The 17,696-nt window shown below is 74.9% G+C and carries 17 protein-coding genes and 2 pseudogenes; 10 read left to right on the forward strand and 9 right to left on the reverse strand.

Annotation, left to right across the window (positions count from 1 at the left end; all coding sequences use genetic code 11):
* Positions 1-7 precede the first annotated feature (7 nt).
* Positions 8-367, reverse strand: coding sequence for a hypothetical protein (locus ACQEVS_RS32405; protein WP_433026930.1), 360 nt, complete (start codon positions 365-367; stop codon positions 8-10).
* A gap of 275 nt (positions 368-642) precedes the next feature.
* Positions 643-1,551: a LysR family transcriptional regulator gene (locus ACQEVS_RS32410; RefSeq protein WP_433026933.1), complete on the reverse strand. Its 909-nt coding sequence runs from the start codon at positions 1,549-1,551 to the stop codon at positions 643-645.
* Between the two features lie 101 nt (positions 1,552-1,652).
* On the opposite strand from ACQEVS_RS32410, the gene ACQEVS_RS32415 reads away from it, so the two are divergent.
* Positions 1,653-1,919 (forward strand): YciI family protein, encoded by a 267-nt coding sequence (locus ACQEVS_RS32415; RefSeq protein WP_433026936.1) that lies wholly within the window; start codon positions 1,653-1,655, stop codon positions 1,917-1,919.
* A gap of 125 nt (positions 1,920-2,044) precedes the next feature.
* Here the strand turns inward: ACQEVS_RS32415 and ACQEVS_RS32420 are convergent, their stop codons facing one another.
* Together ACQEVS_RS32420 and ACQEVS_RS32425 are read right to left on the reverse strand one after the other, a co-directional pair.
* A complete protein-coding gene (locus tag ACQEVS_RS32420) occupies positions 2,045-2,404 on the reverse strand; it encodes an SH3 domain-containing protein (RefSeq protein WP_433026939.1) in 360 nt (119 codons plus the stop codon).
* Between the two features lie 135 nt (positions 2,405-2,539).
* Complete coding sequence (locus tag ACQEVS_RS32425; protein WP_433026942.1) at positions 2,540-3,094, reverse strand: hypothetical protein; 555 nt, start codon at positions 3,092-3,094, stop codon at positions 2,540-2,542.
* A gap of 238 nt (positions 3,095-3,332) precedes the next feature.
* On the opposite strand from ACQEVS_RS32425, the gene ACQEVS_RS32430 reads away from it, so the two are divergent.
* The gene (locus ACQEVS_RS32430; RefSeq protein WP_433028141.1) at positions 3,333-3,848 is read left to right on the forward strand and encodes an EF-hand domain-containing protein; all 516 of its coding nucleotides are present in this window, start codon (positions 3,333-3,335) and stop codon (positions 3,846-3,848) included.
* Positions 3,849-4,296: 448 nt separating this feature from the next.
* On the opposite strand, the gene ACQEVS_RS32435 is transcribed toward ACQEVS_RS32430, so the two are convergent.
* The gene (locus ACQEVS_RS32435; RefSeq protein WP_433026944.1) at positions 4,297-5,070 is read right to left on the reverse strand and encodes a FadR/GntR family transcriptional regulator; all 774 of its coding nucleotides are present in this window, start codon (positions 5,068-5,070) and stop codon (positions 4,297-4,299) included.
* A 142-nt stretch (positions 5,071-5,212) separates the two neighbouring features.
* Between ACQEVS_RS32435 and ACQEVS_RS32440 the strand changes: the two are divergent.
* The 4 genes and pseudogenes from ACQEVS_RS32440 to ACQEVS_RS32455 all read left to right on the forward strand — a co-directional run.
* Positions 5,213-5,368, forward strand: a pseudogene (locus ACQEVS_RS32440) (flavin reductase family protein); the annotation flags it as partial.
* Between the two features lie 121 nt (positions 5,369-5,489).
* Positions 5,490-5,666 (forward strand): annotated as a pseudogene (locus tag ACQEVS_RS32445) (flavin reductase); the annotation flags it as partial.
* 19 nt (positions 5,667-5,685) lie between these two features.
* The gene (locus ACQEVS_RS32450; RefSeq protein ID WP_433026947.1) at positions 5,686-6,903 is read left to right on the forward strand and encodes an acyl-CoA dehydrogenase family protein; all 1,218 of its coding nucleotides are present in this window, start codon (positions 5,686-5,688) and stop codon (positions 6,901-6,903) included.
* 87 nt (positions 6,904-6,990) lie between these two features.
* On the forward strand, positions 6,991-7,593 hold the full coding sequence (locus ACQEVS_RS32455; RefSeq protein WP_433026950.1) for a flavodoxin family protein: 603 nt from the start codon (positions 6,991-6,993) through the stop codon (positions 7,591-7,593).
* Between the two features lie 14 nt (positions 7,594-7,607).
* Here the strand turns inward: ACQEVS_RS32455 and ACQEVS_RS32460 are convergent, their stop codons facing one another.
* A complete protein-coding gene (locus tag ACQEVS_RS32460) occupies positions 7,608-8,471 on the reverse strand; it encodes a UbiA family prenyltransferase (protein ID WP_433026953.1) in 864 nt (287 codons plus the stop codon).
* Positions 8,472-8,699: 228 nt separating this feature from the next.
* Between ACQEVS_RS32460 and ACQEVS_RS32465 the strand changes: the two genes are divergently transcribed.
* The 4 genes from ACQEVS_RS32465 (at position 8,700) to ACQEVS_RS32480 (ending at position 12,949) form a co-directional block, all read left to right on the forward strand.
* Positions 8,700-9,761 carry a type III polyketide synthase gene (locus ACQEVS_RS32465; protein ID WP_433026956.1) on the forward strand — a complete coding sequence of 354 codons (1,062 nt, stop codon included), beginning with the start codon at positions 8,700-8,702 and terminating at the stop codon, positions 9,759-9,761.
* Between the two features lie 12 nt (positions 9,762-9,773).
* Complete coding sequence (locus ACQEVS_RS32470; RefSeq protein ID WP_433028144.1) at positions 9,774-10,298, forward strand: isoprenylcysteine carboxyl methyltransferase family protein; 525 nt, start codon at positions 9,774-9,776, stop codon at positions 10,296-10,298.
* Positions 10,295-11,308, forward strand: coding sequence for an NAD(P)/FAD-dependent oxidoreductase (locus tag ACQEVS_RS32475; RefSeq protein ID WP_433026959.1), 1,014 nt, complete (start codon positions 10,295-10,297; stop codon positions 11,306-11,308). The genes ACQEVS_RS32470 and ACQEVS_RS32475 overlap by 4 nt, the downstream gene beginning before the upstream one ends.
* A 108-nt stretch (positions 11,309-11,416) precedes the next feature.
* Positions 11,417-12,949, forward strand: coding sequence for an AMP-binding protein (locus ACQEVS_RS32480; RefSeq protein WP_433026962.1), 1,533 nt, complete (start codon positions 11,417-11,419; stop codon positions 12,947-12,949).
* A 198-nt stretch (positions 12,950-13,147) separates the two neighbouring features.
* On the opposite strand, the gene ACQEVS_RS32485 is transcribed toward ACQEVS_RS32480, so the two are convergent.
* From ACQEVS_RS32485 to ACQEVS_RS32495, 3 genes are all read right to left on the reverse strand, one after another.
* Positions 13,148-13,924: a thioesterase II family protein gene (locus ACQEVS_RS32485; protein WP_433026965.1), complete on the reverse strand. Its 777-nt coding sequence runs from the start codon at positions 13,922-13,924 to the stop codon at positions 13,148-13,150.
* Positions 13,925-14,292: 368 nt separating this feature from the next.
* The gene (locus ACQEVS_RS32490) at positions 14,293-16,842 is read right to left on the reverse strand and encodes an ABC transporter permease (RefSeq protein WP_433026968.1); all 2,550 of its coding nucleotides are present in this window, start codon (positions 16,840-16,842) and stop codon (positions 14,293-14,295) included.
* Complete coding sequence (locus ACQEVS_RS32495) at positions 16,842-17,642, reverse strand: ABC transporter ATP-binding protein (protein WP_185946100.1); 801 nt, start codon at positions 17,640-17,642, stop codon at positions 16,842-16,844. The genes ACQEVS_RS32490 and ACQEVS_RS32495 overlap by 1 nt, the downstream gene beginning before the upstream one ends.
* Positions 17,643-17,696: the final 54 nt, after the last annotated feature.

Raw genomic sequence — 17,696 nt, forward strand, 5'->3', positions numbered from 1 at the left:
CCGTCGCTCAACGGCGGTAGTACAGGTGCCAGGTGTAGTCGTAGTCGTCGTGGTGCCGCTTCTCCTTCTTGCAGCGGTAATCGTGCCATGTGTGCTGCTGTTCCCCCTTCTTGCCGGCGTCCTTGCACTCGTGCTCGCTGTCGTACCAGCCGTCCGGCTTCCAGGAGGACATCAGCTCCTCCGTGTCCGTGCCGCCGTTCGCGGCGTCACCGCCCGGCGCGCCGCCGGACTCGTCGCCCGCCGCGCCGCTCGACGCGCTCGGAGGATCGTCCGGCGGGGCGGCGAAGGCCGTTCCGGCCGTGCCGGCGAGCAGCAGCCCCGCGGTGACCACCGCCGCCGGGACGCGGAGGAAATTCCTCGACTTCACGGGCTTCCCCTTCTTCGGGAGCTTCTCTTCGGATTCTTCGGAAGCTTCTCTCCGGGAGTTTCCGGCTGTTCCGGTTCTCGTTCCGGGTTCCTGACCCTCATGGTGGGCTCGGGCCGGACACTCCAGGAAGCGGCCGCCGCGGGCGCGTTGGGGTGGGGTCTCCCTCGCGCACCGCGCGGGCGGGCCCGAGTCCCACGCGGCGTGAGGAGGGGGAGGCCGCCATATGACGGCCTCCGCTTCCACCGCTCCGGCGCGCGCCGCCGCCGTCCGGCGGGTCACCCGTCGCGGCCGGCCCGGGGCCCGTGGGCCGCGCCGGCCACCGCCTCGGCCCACGGCGTGTGGGCCGCCGCGGCCAACAGCAGCCGCTCGCGCGGCGGTTCGGGACCGACCGGGCGCCAGACGAGGTCCGGGTCGCCGAGGGAACCGGCTCGCGTGCGCAGGGCGACCAGCCCGTGGTCGCCGATCAGGCGGTGCCGGAAGAGGGAGTGGCCGCCGTCCGCGTCGTCCCGCGTCTCCGGCGTCCAGCCGCGCGCGCCCACGTGCGCGAGGACTTCCGCCGCGTAACCCGGCGCCCGCTCGGACGGGAACCACAGCAGACGCTGACCCGCCAGCTCGGACCAGGTCAGCTCCGGCCGCTCCGCCAGCGGGTGCCGGATGTGCAGCAGGACGCCGAGCGGTTCGTCGGCGAGCGTGCGCACGGCCAGGCCGGAGGTGTCGACGGGCGCGCGCAGGATGCCGAACGCCAGGGTGCCGTTGCGCAGCAGCTCGCCCTGCCGCCCGGAATCGGCCTGCCGGTAGGCGAGCCGCAGGGGCCGGCCGCGCGTCATGACGTCTTCCGCGGCGGCGATGACGGCCTGCGCCACGCCCCGGCACACCCCGACGGTCGTCGGGTGCGGGACGGCGCGGGCGGCGGCGACGGAGGACCGCAGTTCGCCGAAGGCCCGCCCGGCGCCTTCCAGCAGCAGCCGCCCCGCCTCGGTCGGCACCATGCCGTGCGGCAGCCGCCGGAACAGCGGTGTGCCGACGCGGCGTTCCAGCCGGCGGATCTGCTGGCTGAGGCTGGGCTGCGCGATCCGCAGCCGCCGCGCCGCCTCCGTGACGGTCCCGGCCTCGGCGACCGCGGTGAAGTACCGCAGATGCCGCAACTCGATCCCCGCCAGCTCGCCCTCGTCCGGCCCCACCATCGCGACACCCCTCCCGACCAGCCACTATAGGCCGCATCCTATGCCCCACCCTTGGCGATCGGTCTTGGCGCGGAGAGGGGACGACGGCGCTTACTGGAGGCATGTACGTGATCGTGTTTCGTTACCGCGCCCCGCTGGAGAGGATCGACGAACTGAAGGAGGCCCACTACACGAACCCCGACGGCGTGTTCGCCAAGGGCCTGGCCCGGCTGGCCGGTCCGCTGGAGCCGCGCACGGGCGGGCTGGTCCTGGCCGACGGGGAACGGTCCGAGATCGAGGCCGCCGTGGCCTCCGACCCCTTCGTCACCAGCGGCGCCGCCACCGCGGAGATCCTCCGCTTCCGGCCCGTGTGGACGGGGGAGGAGTGACGGCTGAGGGGTGACGGGTGAGGGATGACGGGTGAGGGACGGGTGAGGGATGACGGGTGAGGGGGCCCGGCGAACGACCGCCGGGCCCCCTCACCGCCGTATCCGCGCGGGGCGGAACGCCCGGGTCAGCGACCGCAGAACGGCGGGATGATGTTCTTGTGCGCGACCCAGCCGCGAGTGCCCTTGGCCAGGCCGCCCTTGCTCTTCGACTTCAGCTGCACGTAGTCCCAGCCGCCGGACTTGCGCAGGATCCGGATCGGGTCCCCGAAGTAGAGCTGGCCCTTGACCGCCCCCGACGTGCTCGCCTTGTCGCGCAGGCGGGTGCCGTCGGTGTAGATCATGGCGTTGTCCTCGTGGCACTCCTTGGCCGCCGCGGTGGCGGCCCGCGGAGCGGCGGCCGGGGCGGCGGCCTGCGCCGGGACGGCCAGGGCGCCGGCGGCGCCGATCAGGGCGGCCGTGGTGAGTGCGAGGGATATAGGACGCACGGATCCTCCGGAAGTGGTGCTCGTTCGATGCGGCGGACGCCGCGCGGACACCCTAAGAGACGAGAGGATCCGTTCCGCTTACGATCTTGTCACGTCCCTGCCACAAGTCGGACGCCTCGCGGGGGCGGCCGGAGACTACGGCAGGATCTCCAGCTGGACCGAACTCCTCGTGCCCCGGAGGCCGGTGCCGAGGCAGTCCGTGGGGAGCTGGGCGGACGTCGCGGTCACCGTGCGGCGGACCGGGTGGCCCTCGCCGCGGCCCGCCACCACGCGGCCCGACTGCTCGGAGGTCAGGGCGCCCGCGGTACGGACGACCGTGGCGCTGTCGATGCTGATCCGTGAACGGGTGCCGTCGGCGTAGCGGACCGTCTCGATGCCGCTCGCGAAGGTGACGGAGAGGCAGGACGCCGAGGGCGACGACGAGGGGAAGTGGCTCGTGGCGGGGATGGTGTGGCCGGGACGGATGGTGCAGTGGTAGCGGACCTCCGCCTCGTTGCGGGTCGGCTGGGGCTGGAGGGTGAGCGGTGGGTCGTAGCGGCTGGTGGCGTCACCGGTGCAGGTGACGGATCCGTCGCCGGACACCTCGCCGGACACTTCGCCGGCCCGGCCCGCCGGGGCCACCACGCATGACGAGACCACCAGCACCAGAGATCCCAGTGCGACCGCCGCACCGCGCCCACTACCGAACACGCGTCCTCCCGAAAGTCCCGTTCCGCTGCAGGAGTTCCACCTACCCGCCGTCGCAACCCTCGCCCCGGGCGCTCCGGTGCGCGGGACCGCGCCCACCGGTCCCGGCGCGCCACCGCACGCGCCCCTCCTCCCGGCGGACGCCCGGCGCCCCGGCCGCGTCGGGTAGTCCGGGCCGCGCCGGGTAGGAAGTGCCGGACGGACGACCGGTGTTCGGCAGGAGGAGACCTCTGTGACGCGTATGACGGCGACCATCACCCCCGCCGCGACGGCCGCGCGGGAGCGCGTGTTCGCCATGATGGACGCCGACGGCGACCGGGTCGTCACGCGGCACGACTACCTCTCCCGCATCGACCGGACCGTACGGGCCACGGGCCGCACGGAGGACGACCCGCTCGTCGTCGCCGCCCGCGCGGAGGGCGCCCGGGCGTGGGGCGCGATGGACGCCGACGGCGACGGACGGCTGACGTTCGACGAGTACGCGGCGTGGGTGGACGCCGAGAAGTTCGACACCATCTGCCGGTTCGCCCTCGGGGCGCTCTTCGACCTCGCCGACGCGGACGCGGACGGGGCCCTGGACGCGGGGGAGTTCACGGCCCTGCGCACCGCGCTGAACAATTCCTCCGAGAACGCCGCCGCCGCGTTCGACGCGCTGGACACCGACCGCGACGGCCGCGTCTCCCGCACGGCGTACCTGGCCGCGATCCGCGCCTATGTCGTCGGCGAGAGCTCCCCGATGGGTGAGGTCCTGTACTAGAAATCTGTATGTAGAGACCCTGTACTGGCGGTCCCGCGGCAGAGGCCCTGCGCCACGCGGTGACCGCCGGGCGGTCCGCGGCCCACGGCCGGACGCCGCCGAATGCCCGCCGGTAGAAGCGGCGAGGGCGTGCCGGTCGCGCGGCTCCGCGAGGCGCCGCCGGGTCGGGGCGCCGTGGAGCGGCAGCGCGAGGTGCCTCGCGGACGCCGCCGACGACGTGCCGGTCCGCCCGGCGCGGTAAGACGCCGAACGCCGCGAACGGGCCGTGCGCATCCGGCCCTTGGCCCGGCGGATGGGCGCGGAGCTCCGTCATCCGGCCGGCGTCGAGGCCCTGGCCCGCCACGCGACGCCGCGCCCGCTCGGCGAGGACGACCGGTACGCGCGGGTCGCCCGGCCGCACGGCGCCCGCGACTCCGCCCTGCCGCGGGCCGACTGCGAGCGGCGGGGCTCAGCCGTCCGCGTCCCGGCCCTCGCCCGCGCTCTCGCCGTCTCCGCCGCCGGCCAGGCGCAGGGCCAAGGCGCGGTCGCGGGCGTCGAGGGCGTCGACGAGGGCGGTCCGGCGGTCGAGGCGGGTGCGCAGGGTCCCGGAGTCGGCGGCGGCGTCGGCGCGTTCGGCGAGCGGCAGCAGCCCCTCGTACAGCGAGCGCAGCAGGGTCCCCGGGCCGAGTGCGGCGAGGCGGGAGCGCAGCCGCCGGTCGGCGCGGGCGAAGGCGGCCGGGTCGGCGGCGCCGGCCGCCTCGGCCAGCGGTGCCAGGAGGCGCCGCAACCCGGCGACGTCGGCGGGGGAGGCGTGCCACAGGGCGTCGGCGACGAGCAGCGGGTCGAGGGCGTCGCGGACGCGCAGGGCCTCGTCGGGCCGCTGCCCGTGCAGGGCCTCGGTCCAGGCGTCCCGCCGGGGCCCGGCCGGGGGCGGCTGGGCGGCGAAGAGGCCGCCGCCGGGGCCCGGCCGCACGGTGACCAGGCCGCGGGTCAGCAGCAGGCGCAGCGCCTCGTTGAAGGTGCCGACGGAGACCCCGCACTCGGCGCGCAACTCCTCCTTGGTGCCGAGCCGGGCGCCGGGCCGGCTGCGGGCGACCCGGTCGGCGACGCGGTCGGCGGCCGTCTCGGCACGGGAGGGGGCGGACGCGCGCTCCCAGTCGGCGCGGCACAGGGCCGGGAGGTCGGCGCCGTCCCGCGCGTCGTGCCCGTCCTGCCCGTCCGTGCGGTGGTCGGTGGTTCCCACGTGTCTCCTCGGCGCCGACTGAAATGATTATGGCGAATAGCCTCGCACCCCTTGACGTCTTTCGTAAACCACATGCATGATCACCATAATCATCATGATGGTTTGAGGGGGGCTGGTGGGAGGGCAGGGCTTCCGTGACGCGATGGCCGGTGTCTGCGCGCCGGTGACGATCGTGACGGCCGCCGAGCACAGCACCCCCTGCGGGGTCACGGTGAGCGCCTTCGCCTCCCTCTCCCTCCGCCCCGCGAGGGTGTCCGTGGCGCTGAACCGGTCGTCCGACGTGCTCCGGCGCATCCCCGCGACCGGCCGGTTCGGGGTGAACGTCCCGGGCAGCGACCAGGACGAACCGGCCAGGACCTTTCGCCCGTCGGCCGCCCGACCGCTTCGCCGCGTCCGGCGCGCCCTGGACCCACGACCACGGCCTGCCGCGGCTCACCGACGCGCCGGGGCGGCTCGTGTGCGGCCTCCGCTCGGCGGTCGAGGGCGGCGACCGCCTGCTGCTCCTCGGCGACGTCACCCATGTCCGCACGTCCCGGGCCGCACCCCTCGTCCACGGCCACCGCACCTTCGGCACCCACTCCGCGTTCGCGCGCTGAATCCAGCCAGGAGACCCCTGTGACCACCACGCCTTCCCGGTCCGTACCGCCCGCCGCTCCCTCCGCCCCGACCGGCGCCGAGCTCGTCGAACGGGCGGAGGCGCTGCGGCCCCTGCTGCGGGAGCACGCCCCCCGGATCGACGCGGACCGGCGGCTGACCGACGAAGTGATCGACGAGCTGACGCGGGCCGGGCTGTTCCGGCTGACCGTGCCGCGGCGCTTCGGCGGATACGAGACCGACGTCCGCACCCTGCTCGACGTGACGGCCGCGCTGGCCGAGGGCGACGGCTCCACGGGCTGGGTGGTCGCCGTCGTCAACACCTGCAACTGGCTCGCCTCCCTCTTCCCCGAGCAGGCGCAGGAGGACGTCTTCGGCGCCGACCCCGACGCCCGGGTCACCGGCGTCTTCAGCCCCACCGCCACCAGCACCAGGGTCGACGGCGGCTGGCGGGTGTCCGGCCGCTGGTACTACAACTCCGGTGCCCCGCACTCCTCCTGGGCCGTCGTCGGCATACCGCTCACCGACGCCGACGGTGTCGTCACCGACCAGGCCATGGCCCTGATCCCGCGGACCGGGCTGCGCTGTGAGGACACCTGGTTCGTCGCCGGGATGCGCGGCACCGCCAGCAACTGCCTGATCGCCGAGGACGTGTTCGTCCCCGAGCACCGGGTGATGTCCGTGCCGGCCGCCATCGAGGGCGACACCCCGGCCGACCACGGCCCCACCGGGCTCTACCGCGTCGCGTTCGCCCCCTTCCTGGCCGTCGGCCTGACGGGCCCCCAGCTCGGCCTCGGCCGGGCCGCGCTGAAGCTGGTCACCGACAAGGCCGCGACCAAACCGATCGCCTACACCTACTACGGCACCCAGGCGGAGTCGGTCGGGGTGCAGACCCGGATCGCCGAGGCCGCCATGAAGATCGACACCGCCCATCTGCACGCCCACCGGGCCGTCGCGGACCTCGACACGGCAGCGGCCCGGGGCGCCCGCCTCGACCTCCTGACCAGGGCCCGGGTCCGCGCCGACGCCGGACACGCCGTCGACAACCTGATGTCCGCCCTCAACACCCTGGTCGACGTGCACGGCGCGGGATCCTTCGCGGACGCCAACCCGCTGCAGCGGATCTGGCGTGACGCGAGTGTGGCCGCCCGGCACGCGGCCTCCACCCCGGTGGTGGGCATGGAGATCTACGGCAAGCTGCTGCTCGGCGTCGACGAGCGGATCACGCCGTTCATCTGACCCGCGCGCACGCCCCGGAGCGCCGCGCGTACGCCACGCGGACCAACGCGCCGCGCTCGCGCGCCGTTCCGGGGTAGCCGTGACGAGGTGAGAGCACTCGTCGTCAACTGCACCCTCAAGAAATCCCCCGAGCCGTCCAACACCGAGGCGCTGGCCCAGGTCGTCGCCGGGCGGCTCACCGAACTCGAAGTCCGGGTCGACCACGTACGCGCGGTCGACCTCGACATCCGGCCCGGCGTCGCCTCCGACATGGGCGAGGGCGACGCCTGGCCCGCCGTCCGGGAGAAGATCCTCGCCGCCGAGATCCTCGTCATGGCCTCCCCGACCTGGCTCGGCCGACCCTCGTCCGTCGCCCAACGGGTGCTCGAACGCATGGACGCCATGCTGAGCGAGACCGACGAGGAGGGGCGCCCGGTGGCGTACAACCGCGTCGCCGGTGTCGTCGTCACCGGCAACGAGGACGGCGCCCATCACGTCATCAGCGAGATCAACGGCGCCCTCGCCGACATCGGATACACCATTCCGGGCCAGGCGTGGACGTATTGGCACCTGGGCCCCGGTCCCGGGCCCGACTACCTGGACGAGTCCCGGGGGCACGAGTGGTCGCACAAGACCGCGCGCGCCATGGCCGCCAACCTTCAGGGCGTCGCCGCGGCGCTGGCCGCCCGGCCGCTGGGCGCGCCGGGCTGAGCCGGGCGCCCCTGTCATCCCGTCAGCCCGCCCTCGGCGAACAGCAGCGCCACGTCCGCCCCCGCCACCAGCACCGCCGCCGCGAACGGGGCCCCGGGGCGGCGGGCGGCGAGCGCGGACCCGGCGAGGGCGGTGACGGCCGCCCCGGCGAGGGCGGCCGTGCCGGGAGCGGAGGGCGGGCCCGGCGGGCCGAGTACCAGGACGGCGGTGGCCGCCACGAGGACGGCCGGCAGGATCCGCCGCACGGCTGCCGCGCCCAGCCGGTGCGGCAGCCCGCGCACACCGGTCGCCAGGTCGCCGGCGATGTCCGGGAGTGTGTCGGCCAGATGGGCGCCCGCCCCCAGCAGCGTCGCCGCCAGGACGATCCACCAGGCGGGCCACGGCCGCCCGGGCAGACCGAGGGCGACGAACGCGGGCAGGGAGGCGAAGCCCAGGGCGTACGGGAGCCAGGACCAGACCGTCGCCTTCCACCCGAGGTCGTACGCCCACGCCGCCGCCACCCCGGCCAGGTGCACGGTCCCGGCGAGCGGCCCGACGGCCAGCGACAGCGGCACGCACAGCGCGAGCGCGGTCCACGCGGCCGTCCACACCGTGCGGGGGAGGACCACCCCCGCCGCGACGGGCTTGCCGCGACGGCCCAGGGCGGCGTCCCGGGCGGCGTCGAACGCGTCGTTGCACCAGCCGACGGACAGCTGACCGGTCAGCACCGCACCCGCCACCAGGGCGGATCCGCCCGGGGAGTGCCCGGCGGCCACGGCCAGCGCCGTCACCAGCACCGTGACCGCCGCCGCCGGGCCCGGGTGGCAGGACGCCGCCAGGACCGCGGCCGGGCCGCCCCCGCGCGCCCGGTCCGGGCTCACCGCATCCGTCGACTCCACCCCGCGATCGTAGAGCGGGCCCCTGCCCGGACGCCGGTCCCGCACTCGTCCGGACGGGCGGTCCGCGCCGCCGGAAGCTCACCGGAGGAGGCACCGGGGAACACACGGGGAACACACGGGGAAACGGACGAACGGGCGTTCCCGGGCGTTCGGCTCCCCTTCGCCCGCGACAACCCGTGACACCCGCTGCACCCGCTACACCCGTGCCACCCCCGCCCCAGGAGACGTATGACGACCCGGATCGCCGCCGTCCACGGCCTGCGTGCCCCGCACCGCTACCCCCAGCAGGCCATCACCGACCTGATCGCCGGAGCGTTCCAGCGCAACGGCGGCGACCGACGGTTGCTGGAGACCCTGCACCGCAGCACCCGCGTGCGCAGCCGCCACCTCACGCTCCCCCTGGAGAAGTACGCGGAGCTGACGGGTTTTCAGGACGCCAACGACGTCTTCATCCGGCAGGCCACCTCCCTGGGGGCCCGGGCGGTCGACGGCGCCCTGCGCGCCGCCGGACTGCGGCCCGCCGACGTGGACCTGCTGATGTTCACCTCCGTCACCGGGCTCGCCACCCCCTCGGTCGACGCCCGCCTCGTCCAGCGGCTCGGGCTCCGCCCCGACGTCAAACGCCTCCCGGTCTTCGGCCTGGGCTGCGTCGCCGGGGCCGCGGGCATCGCCCGGCTCCACGACTACCTGTTCGGCCGGCCCGAGCACGTCGCCGTGCTGCTCTCCGTCGAACTCTGCTCGCTCACCTTCCAGATCACCGACACCTCGCCCGCCAACATGATCGCCAGCGGGCTGTTCGGCGACGGCGCCGCCGCCGTCGTCGCCTGCGGGGAGCGGCGCGCTCCGGCGGCCGCGGGCCCGGCGGTCGTCGCCACCCGCAGCCGGATGTACCCGGACACGGAAGGCGCCATGGGCTGGGAGATCGGCGACTTCGGGCTCCGCGTGGTGCTCGACCGGTCCGTCCCCGACATCGTCCGCCACCATCTGGCCGACGACGTCCGCGCCTTCCTCGGCGACCACGGCCTCAAGCCGGACGACGTGACGGCGTGGGTGTGCCACCCCGGCGGCCCCAAGATCCTGGACACGGTGACCGAGGTCCTCGGCCTCGCCCCCGACGCCCTCGACCTCACCTGGCGCCACCTGGCCGAGGCCGGCAACCTCTCCTCGTCCTCCGTCCTCCACGTGCTCCGCGACACCCTCGCCGAACGCCGCCCGCCACCCGGCTCGCCCGGCCTGCTGCTGGCCATGGGCCCCGGCTTCTGCTGCGAACTCGTCCTCCTGCGCTGGTAGGCCACCGTGTCCGTGCTCTGGTACGCCCTCCTCCTCGCCGCCATCGCCGTCGAACGCGGCGTCGAACTCGTCCTCGCCCGCCGCAATGCCCGGTGGAGCCGGGAGCGCGGCGGGCTGCCCGTCGACGGCGGCCACTACCCGTGGATGGTCGCCCTGCACACCGCGCTGCTGCCGGCCTGCCTCCTCGAAGTGCTCGCCGGCGACCGGCCGTTCCGGCCCGCGCCCGGCTGGGCGATGCTCGGCGTCGTCATCGCCGCCCAGGGCCTGCGCTGGTGGTGCGTCCGCACCCTGGGACGCCGGTGGAACACCCGTGTGATCGTCGTCCCCGGCCTCCCGGCGGTGGCCGCCGGCCCCTACCGGCTGCTGCGGCACCCCAACTACGCGGCCGTCGTCGCCGAGGGCGCGGCGCTGCCGCTGGTGCACGGCGCGTGGGCCACGGCCGCCGGCTTCACGCTGCTGAACGCCTGGCTGCTCACCGTCCGCGTCCGGTGCGAGGAGGCGGCGCTCGCCCCGTCCCGCGCCCCCTTCACCGCATGATCGACGTCCTGGTGGCGGGCGGCGGACCGGCCGGGCTGGCGACCGCCGTCCACGCGGCGCTCGCCGGCCTGGAGACGGTGGTCGTCGAACCGCGCGCCACGCCCGTGGACAAGGCGTGCGGGGAAGGCGTCATGCCCAGCGGCGTGACCGCGCTCCGGGCGCTCGGCGTCGACGTGGCCGGACATCCGCTGCGCGGCATCCGGTACGTCGCCGGACCGCGCCGCGTGGCGGCGGACTTTCGCGGCGGCACCGGGCTGGGTGTCCGGCGGACCGTGCTGCACGCCGCCCTGCACCGGCGGGCGACGGAAGCCGGCGTGCGGTTCGTGCCCGGCCGGGTGGGCACGGTCGTCCAGGACGCGGACGGCGTGACGGCGGGGGAGTGGCGGGCCCGCTGGCTCGTCGCCGCCGACGGACTGCACTCCCCGCTCCGCCGTGCCCTGGGCCTCGATCTGCCCGCGCGTCACATCGTCCGCTACGGCCTCCGCCGCCACTTCCACATCAGCCCGTGGAGCGAGCACGTCGAGGTGCACTGGTCCCCGCACGGCGAGGCGTATGTCACGCCGGTGGGCGAGGGGCTGGTGGGCGTCGCGGTGCTCAGCCGGGAACGGCGGGGCTACGACGCGCATCTGGCGGCGCATCCGGCACTGGCGTTCCTGTCCCGCGCCGCTCCCGCGAGCGCCGTGCGCGGCGCCGGCCCGCTGCTCCAGCGCACCCGAGCCCGGACGGCCGGGCGCGTCCTGCTCGTCGGCGACGCGGCCGGGTACGTCGACGCCCTGACGGGCGAGGGCGTCGCCCTGGCGCTGGCCACGGCGGAGGCCGCCGTGCGCTGTCTGGCGGCCGGGCGGCCGGAGGCGTACGAGACGGCCTGGCGACGGCTGACCCGGCGGCACCGCCTCCTCACCCACGCCCTGGTCCGGGCCTGCCGGCATCCGGCCGGCAGCGGCCTCGTCGTCCCCGCCGCCCGCGCCCTGCCGCGGGCGTTCGCGGGCGTGGTGCACGCGCTCCAGTAGGGTCTCCGGGGCCTCGCGGGGCCGGGCTTGGCGTTGTCGATCAAAAGAGGCATGATGGATGCCCCAGGCAATCATCTGAGCCCGGGCGCCTACCTCGGAGGAGCAGAAATGTCGCACGCCGCGCCGAAGTTACCGATGTACGTGGAGGACATCCTCGACGGCATGGGTGACGACCCCGGGCGCGAGGCGCTGGTCCACGAGGGACGGCGCGTCACCGTGGGGGAGTTCCGCGCGCTCGTCCACCGGATGGCGCGGGCGCTGCACGCCGAGGGGCTCGGCCGCGGGCACACCGTCACCCTCCTGAGCGGGAACCTGCCCGAGATCGTCGCCGCCCGGTACGCGGCGAACCTGCTCGGCTGCCGGGTCAACCACCTCTACAACAAGCTCTCGGCCGAGGTGCAGGCCGGCATCGTCGGCGACGTCGAGACGCGCGCGCTCATCGTCGACCCGCGCCTGGCGGAACGCGCCGAAGAGGTGACGCGGCTCGCCCCCGTCGAGAGCGTCCTGGCACTCGGCCCCGCCAAGACCGGCAAGGACCTGCTGGAACTCGCCGCCGCCCAGTCCGGCGAGCCGTTCCCGAGCCTGGCCGAACCCGAGGACATCGCCTCCATACGGCACACCGGCGGCACCACGGGCCACCCCAAGGGCATCTGCACCACCTTCGCGCAGGCCGGGCGCGGCTACCGCGAGCACGCGGAGTACACGCCCCGGCAGCTGGTCTGCACCACCATCGCCCACGCCGCCGGACACCTGGCGGACAGCACCCTGCGCCGCGGCGGCGTCCTCGTCCTGCTGGAGGACTTCGACCCGGCCGCCGTGCTCGCCGCGATCGAACGCGAGCGCGTCACCGACGTGTTCCTCCTCCCGCCGCTGCTCTACGCGCTCCTGGACCACCCGGACCTCGCCCGCACCGACACCTCCGGCCTGCGCTGCGTGCTGTACGGCGGCTGCCCGGCGTCCCCCGTGCGGATCGCCGACGCGATACGCCGCCTCGGGCCCGTCCTCGTCCAGTTCTACGGGCAGAGCGAGGCCGGCGGCATCAGCTTCCTGGAGCCCGAGGACCTCGACCCCGCGCGGCCCGAACGGCTGCGCAGCGTCGGCCGGGTGCTGCCCGGCGTCGAGGTCGCCGTCCGCGACCCCGCGACCGGCCGGGACCTGCCGCTCGGCACGCACGGCGAGATATGCGTGCGCTCCGAACAGGTCATGCGCGGCTACTGGAAGCGGCCGGACCTGACGGCGGAGGTGCTGAAGGACGGCTGGCTGCACACCGGTGACATCGGCTTCCTGGACGACGAGGGCTTCCTGACCGTCGTCGACCGCATCAAGGACATGATCATCGTGGTGGGCGGGCACGTCTACACGACCGAGCTGGAGGACGTCCTCAACGCGCACCCCGGCGTACGGCAGAGCGCCGTGTTCGGTGTCCGGGACGCCGACGACATGGAGCGGGTGCACGCCGCCGTGATGCCGGCCCCCGGCGCGGACGTCCGGGCGGACGCGCTGCGGGAGTTCGTCCGCGAGCGGTGCGGCGCGATGTACGAGCCGCACCGGATCGACTTCGTCGCGGAACTGCCGCTGACGGACGCCGGGAAGCCGGACAAGAAGGCCCTGCGGCGGGCGGTCGAGTCGCAGGCCGGCTGACGCGAGCCGGCTTCCCGGCCGGACGTGGCCGTCATCGAACGGGGGAGGCCCCGTGCGGTGACGGCCATGTCGCGCTCGGCGCGCGGCCGGATCGCACCGGGCGGAGCCGGGCCAGGACGCCCTGCCGGCCCGCGCGCGGTCGCCGGGGGCGTCGTCCTCCGTCCGGTGCGCCCGCCCGCCCTTCGCCTCGCCGGCTCCTCAGTCCGTCAGGGAAGCGATGTGCTCCCGGATCACCGAGATGACCTCGGGCGCGCGGGAGTTGAGGTAGAAGTGGCCGCCGGGGAAGGTGCGGAGGGTGAACGCCGCGGAGATGCACCCGGCCCACGCCTCCGTCTCCTCGACCGTGGCCATCGGGTCGCCGTCCCCCAGCAGCGCCAGGACCGGGCAGGGCAGCGGAGGCCCGGGCCGGTGGCGGTAGGTCTCCACCGCCTCGTAGTCGGCGCGGATCACCGGCAGGAACAGCGCCCGCAGCTCGGGGTCGTGGAACATCCGCAGGTCACTGCCGCCGAGGCGTTCCATCTCGGCCACGATGCCGTCGTCGTCCCGCAGGTGGACGTCCTCCCGCCGGACGGTCGTGGGGCCGCGGCGGCCGGAGACGACGACGGACAGCGGCGCCGCGCCCTTGTCGGTGAGCCGCCGCGCCACCTCGTAGGCGACCATCGCGCCCATGCTGTGGCCGAACAGCGTCACCGGGCGGTCGCACCACGGCAGCAGTTCCTCGGCGGCCCGGTCCGCCAGCTCCTCGACGGACCGCAGGGGCGGCACCGCACGGTGGTCCTGGCGGCCCGGGTACTGCACCGCCAGCACGTCGAGCGCGGGGGACAGGGCGGCGGAGACGCCGTGGAAGTAGCTGGCCGAGCCGCCCGCGTAGGGGAAGCACACCAGGCGGTTCGCGGCGTCCGGGGACGGGTGGAAGCGCTGGATCCACTTGCTTTTCTCCCGCACGCCGCCGACGGCCCCGCTCGACTCGCTCACGTCACTCGCTCCTCGCATGTCCGCCTCCGGCGCCCGCCGTGGCTTGTCTCGGTCCGTCCCGGTCCCGGTCCGTCTGGGTCGGTTCCGGTCGGTCCCGGTCCGTCTGGGTCGGTTCCGGTCGGTCCCGGTCCGTCCCGCGCATGATCCCATCGCGTCCGAACGGCGGCCAACCCCTAACCGCCCGGCCGCCGTTCGCGATAGGGGTCGCGCCCGACCCCCTATCGCGCGCGCCGGGCGGGGAAAGCAAGGGGTCCCACCGCTCGGCAGAGCGGTGGGACCCGGGCCGGAAGTACGACGGGGGATGGACTACCGGCCCCTCATGGTGGCTTTGTGCGCGCCGCGGCCGTACGCCGGCCGCGGCGCCGTCGTCAGGCGGCGGAGCCGGCCGCCTCCACCGGGCGGAACCGGGTGGCCCGCCAGGTGGGCAGGAGCGTCGCGACGAAGGTGACGACCGCCGCCCCGGCCACGACCGCCCAGTAGATCCACACCGGCACGGACGGCACGACGCGGTCCAGCTTGGCGACGCTGTACGGGAAGAGGGTGACCGCGGCGGCGACCGAGCCGAGGATGATCCCGGTCACGGCGGTCAGCACGCTCTCCACCGCCATCATGGTCATGACCTGCCGCCGGGTGAAGCCGGTGAGCTGCTGGAGGCCGAACTCCCGGCGCCGCCGGCCGGTGGCCGAGACCAGGGTGTTGATCACCGAGATCGCGGTGTATCCGACGATCATGCCGACGACCAGGTAGTTGATGGTGGCGAGCTGCTGCTGGCCGGCGGTGCGACCGGCGGTGAGCGCGTCGCTGCCGGACACCTCGACCCCCGGCTGGTCCTTGACCGCCGCGCTCAGCGCCGCGGCCACCGCGCCCGGGTCGGCCCCGGCGGCCCGCCGCACCACGATCTGCGCGGGCGTCCCGTCCGTGGTGTGTGCCGCCAGCAGTCCGGCGGGCAGCAGCAGCGACGTCGTCAGGCCCTCCGGCCGGTAGGTGGCGACCACCTTCACCTTGACCGGGGTGCCGTCGCCAAGCCGCAGGGTGATGGTGTCGCCGACCTTGCGGCCCAGCGACTTGGCGTGCTCCACCGGCAGGGCCACGCTGTTGCCGCGCAGCGCGGCGAGCGAACCCGCGGCGGCGTTCACCGAGAGGTTCCCGTCGCCGGTGACGCCCTGGAGCGTCCACCCGTCGTCGGTCTGCTTGGAGTCCTTGGGCTCCTGCACGAAGCCGGTGCTCGTCACGTACTCCGAGGCCGCGGCGACGCCCGGGACGCCGCGGACCTTCTCCAGCGTGCCGGGGGCGAGACCGCCGGTGCGCGAGGTCAGGACGTCGTCCGCCCGCAGGACGCCGGTGTGCGCGACGCGGTTGGAGGCGTCCTCGATCTGCTGCATGTACAGCGTGCCGGTGGCGATGCCGGTCAGCAGGACGATGGGGGTGATGGTGGCCGCCATCCGCTGCGCGTGCGTCCGGGAGTTGAGGACCGCGAGCATGCCCGACAGCCCCGACGCCGCCCGCAGCGGCACCTTCAGGACCGCCACGACGCCCTTCGCGAAACCGGGGGCCAGCAGCGCCAGGCCGATCGCCCAGAAGATGCAGGCGGGGGCGGCGACGCCGGCCGTGGTGTCGTCCACCGGCATCGTCATCGTCGTCGCCGCCATCGCGACACCGCCGACGAGGAACACGATCGACCAGACGAGACGGGCGCGGGTCAGCCAGCGCCCCTCCATCGCGCTCTCGGCGAGCGCCTCGGTGGCCCGGGTCTTGGCGATCTTGCGGGCGGTGAGGTACGCGGCGCCCACGCCGGCCAGCAGCGAGGCGGCGACCGCCACCGCGCCCGGCAGCACGCCGAGCCGGAACTCGACGGCCCCGGAGACGATCCCGGCCGAGACCAGCTTGTCGAAGAGGAGCCGGCTGAACAGCGCGCCGGGCAGGCAGCCCAGCACGGACGCCACCAGGGAGACGGCCAGCGTCTCGCCCAGGATCATGCGGCGCAGCTGCGCCGGGGTGGTGCCGATCGCCTTCATCAGCGCCATCTCGCGGTGCCGCTGACGGATCGTCAGACCCAGGGTGGACGACGCCCCGAACATGGCCACCAGGACCGCCCAGCCGCCGAAGATGGAGGCCAGCATCAGCAGGTTGCGTTGGCTCGCGGCGGCCTTGGGGAACTCCGCCAGGCCCCGCTGGTCGCCGGTCAGCGCGACGGCCCCGCCGCCGAGCTCCTTCTCGATCCGGTCGCCGAGCGCGGCCGGGTCGGTACCGGCCTTGGGCAGGACGCCGATCGCGTCCACCGCCCGCGGGTGACCGCTGAGGGCGCGGGCCTGCGCGTCGGTGAAGAACACGGCGGGCTGGAACGCGTCCCGGCCGCCGGCCTGCCGGACCACGCCGGTGAGCCGGAACTCCCGCGGCTCGCCCTGGACCGTGACGAGGACCCGGTCGCCGAGGGAGGCACCGGCCTCCCCGGCCAGCCCGGCGTCCAGCACGACGTCCCCGGCGGCGGCCGGCGCGGCCCCCTTGGCGAGGCGGTAGGGCGCCAGCCGGGAGGACTCCCAGCCGTGGCCCAGCGGACGGTGGTCGGCGCGGGTGACGCTGTCCGACAGGTCGGTCACCGGGCGGCCGTCGCGTACCACCGCGACGGGGAAGGAGACGTCGGGGACCGCCTCGCGGACGCCCGGCACGCCGGCGACCCTGCGGACCGCGTCGGCGTCCAGCCGGACCCGCTCGGCCAGGCGCGAGGACTCGTACGACTGGTCGCCGGTCACCACCACGGGCGCCGCGGCGAACCGCTGGGAGGGGAGGACGTCGCGGACGCCGCTCTCCATCAGCCCGCCGCAGGCCATGATGAGGGCCGCGCCGAAGAACATGGCCACGAACGTGGCGACGAAACCACCCTTGCGGTAGCGCAGGGTGCTCAGGGCGAGGGACAGCATCAGTACGCGCCCCCCGTCGCGGTGCGCGCCTGCGGGTCGTACGCGGACTCCTCGTCCGCCCAGGCACCCAGGCGCGTCATCCGCTCGGCGACCACCTCGGCGGTCGGGTTGTACAGGTCGCCCACGAACCGGCCGTCGGCGAGGAACACCACGCGGTCCGCGTACGAGGCCGCCACCGGGTCGTGCGTGACCATCACGATGGTCTGCCCGAGGGTCCGCACCGACTCACGCATCAGCCGCAGCACCTCACGGGCGGTACGGGTGTCCAGCGCGCCGGTCGGCTCGTCGGCGAACACCACGGCCGGACCCGTGACCAGGGCCCGCGCGATCGCCACCCGCTGCTGCTGGCCGCCGGACAGCTCGGCGGGACGGTGCCCGGTCCGGGAGTCCAGACCCACCCGGTGCACCACCTCGTCGATCTGCGCCCGGTTGGCCTTCCGGCCGGCCAGCTTCAGCGGCAGCGTGATGTTCTGCATCACCGTCAGCGCCGGCAGCAGGTTGAACGACTGGAAGACGAAGCCGATCCGCTCGCGCCGCATCTTCGTCAGCGCCGTCTCGTCGTACCCGCCGAGATCCTCGCCGTCCAGCAGGACCGTGCCCGAGGTGGGCCGGTCCAGCCCCGCCGCGCAGTGCAGGAAGGTGCTCTTGCCCGAACCCGACGGCCCCATCACGGCGGTGAAGCTGCCGCGCTGGAAGGACAGGCTCACGCCGTCGAGTGCGGTCACCGCGTTGGCGCCCTCGCCGTAGACCTTGCGAACCGCGTTCAGCCGGACTGCGTCGGCGACTGCGATGGTGTCCATTCAAAGCTCCCTGTACCTGTCGCGTGGGGGACGCGATCACACCGTCAACGCTAC

It is taken from the genome of Streptomyces sp. CA-181903 (assembly GCF_050937075.1).
Lineage (GTDB): Bacteria > Actinomycetota > Actinomycetes > Streptomycetales > Streptomycetaceae > Streptomyces.

What these genes read in the sequence shown, in the direction of transcription:
- ACQEVS_RS32410 (WP_433026933.1), bottom strand. Translation starts at nt 1,551, where the DNA reads ATGGTGGGGCCGGACGAGGGCGAGCTGGCGGGGATCGAGTTGCGGCAT.
- ACQEVS_RS32490 (WP_433026968.1), bottom strand. Translation starts at nt 16,842, where the DNA reads ATGCTGTCCCTCGCCCTGAGCACCCTGCGCTACCGCAAGGGTGGTTTC.
- ACQEVS_RS32480 (WP_433026962.1), top strand. Translation starts at nt 11,417, where the DNA reads ATGTCGCACGCCGCGCCGAAGTTACCGATGTACGTGGAGGACATCCTC.
- ACQEVS_RS32475 (WP_433026959.1), top strand. Translation starts at nt 10,295, where the DNA reads ATGATCGACGTCCTGGTGGCGGGCGGCGGACCGGCCGGGCTGGCGACC.
- ACQEVS_RS32495 (WP_185946100.1), bottom strand. Translation starts at nt 17,642, where the DNA reads ATGGACACCATCGCAGTCGCCGACGCAGTCCGGCTGAACGCGGTTCGC.
- ACQEVS_RS32465 (WP_433026956.1), top strand. Translation starts at nt 8,700, where the DNA reads ATGACGACCCGGATCGCCGCCGTCCACGGCCTGCGTGCCCCGCACCGC.
- ACQEVS_RS32430 (WP_433028141.1), top strand. Translation starts at nt 3,333, where the DNA reads ATGACGGCGACCATCACCCCCGCCGCGACGGCCGCGCGGGAGCGCGTG.
- ACQEVS_RS32415 (WP_433026936.1), top strand. Translation starts at nt 1,653, where the DNA reads ATGTACGTGATCGTGTTTCGTTACCGCGCCCCGCTGGAGAGGATCGAC.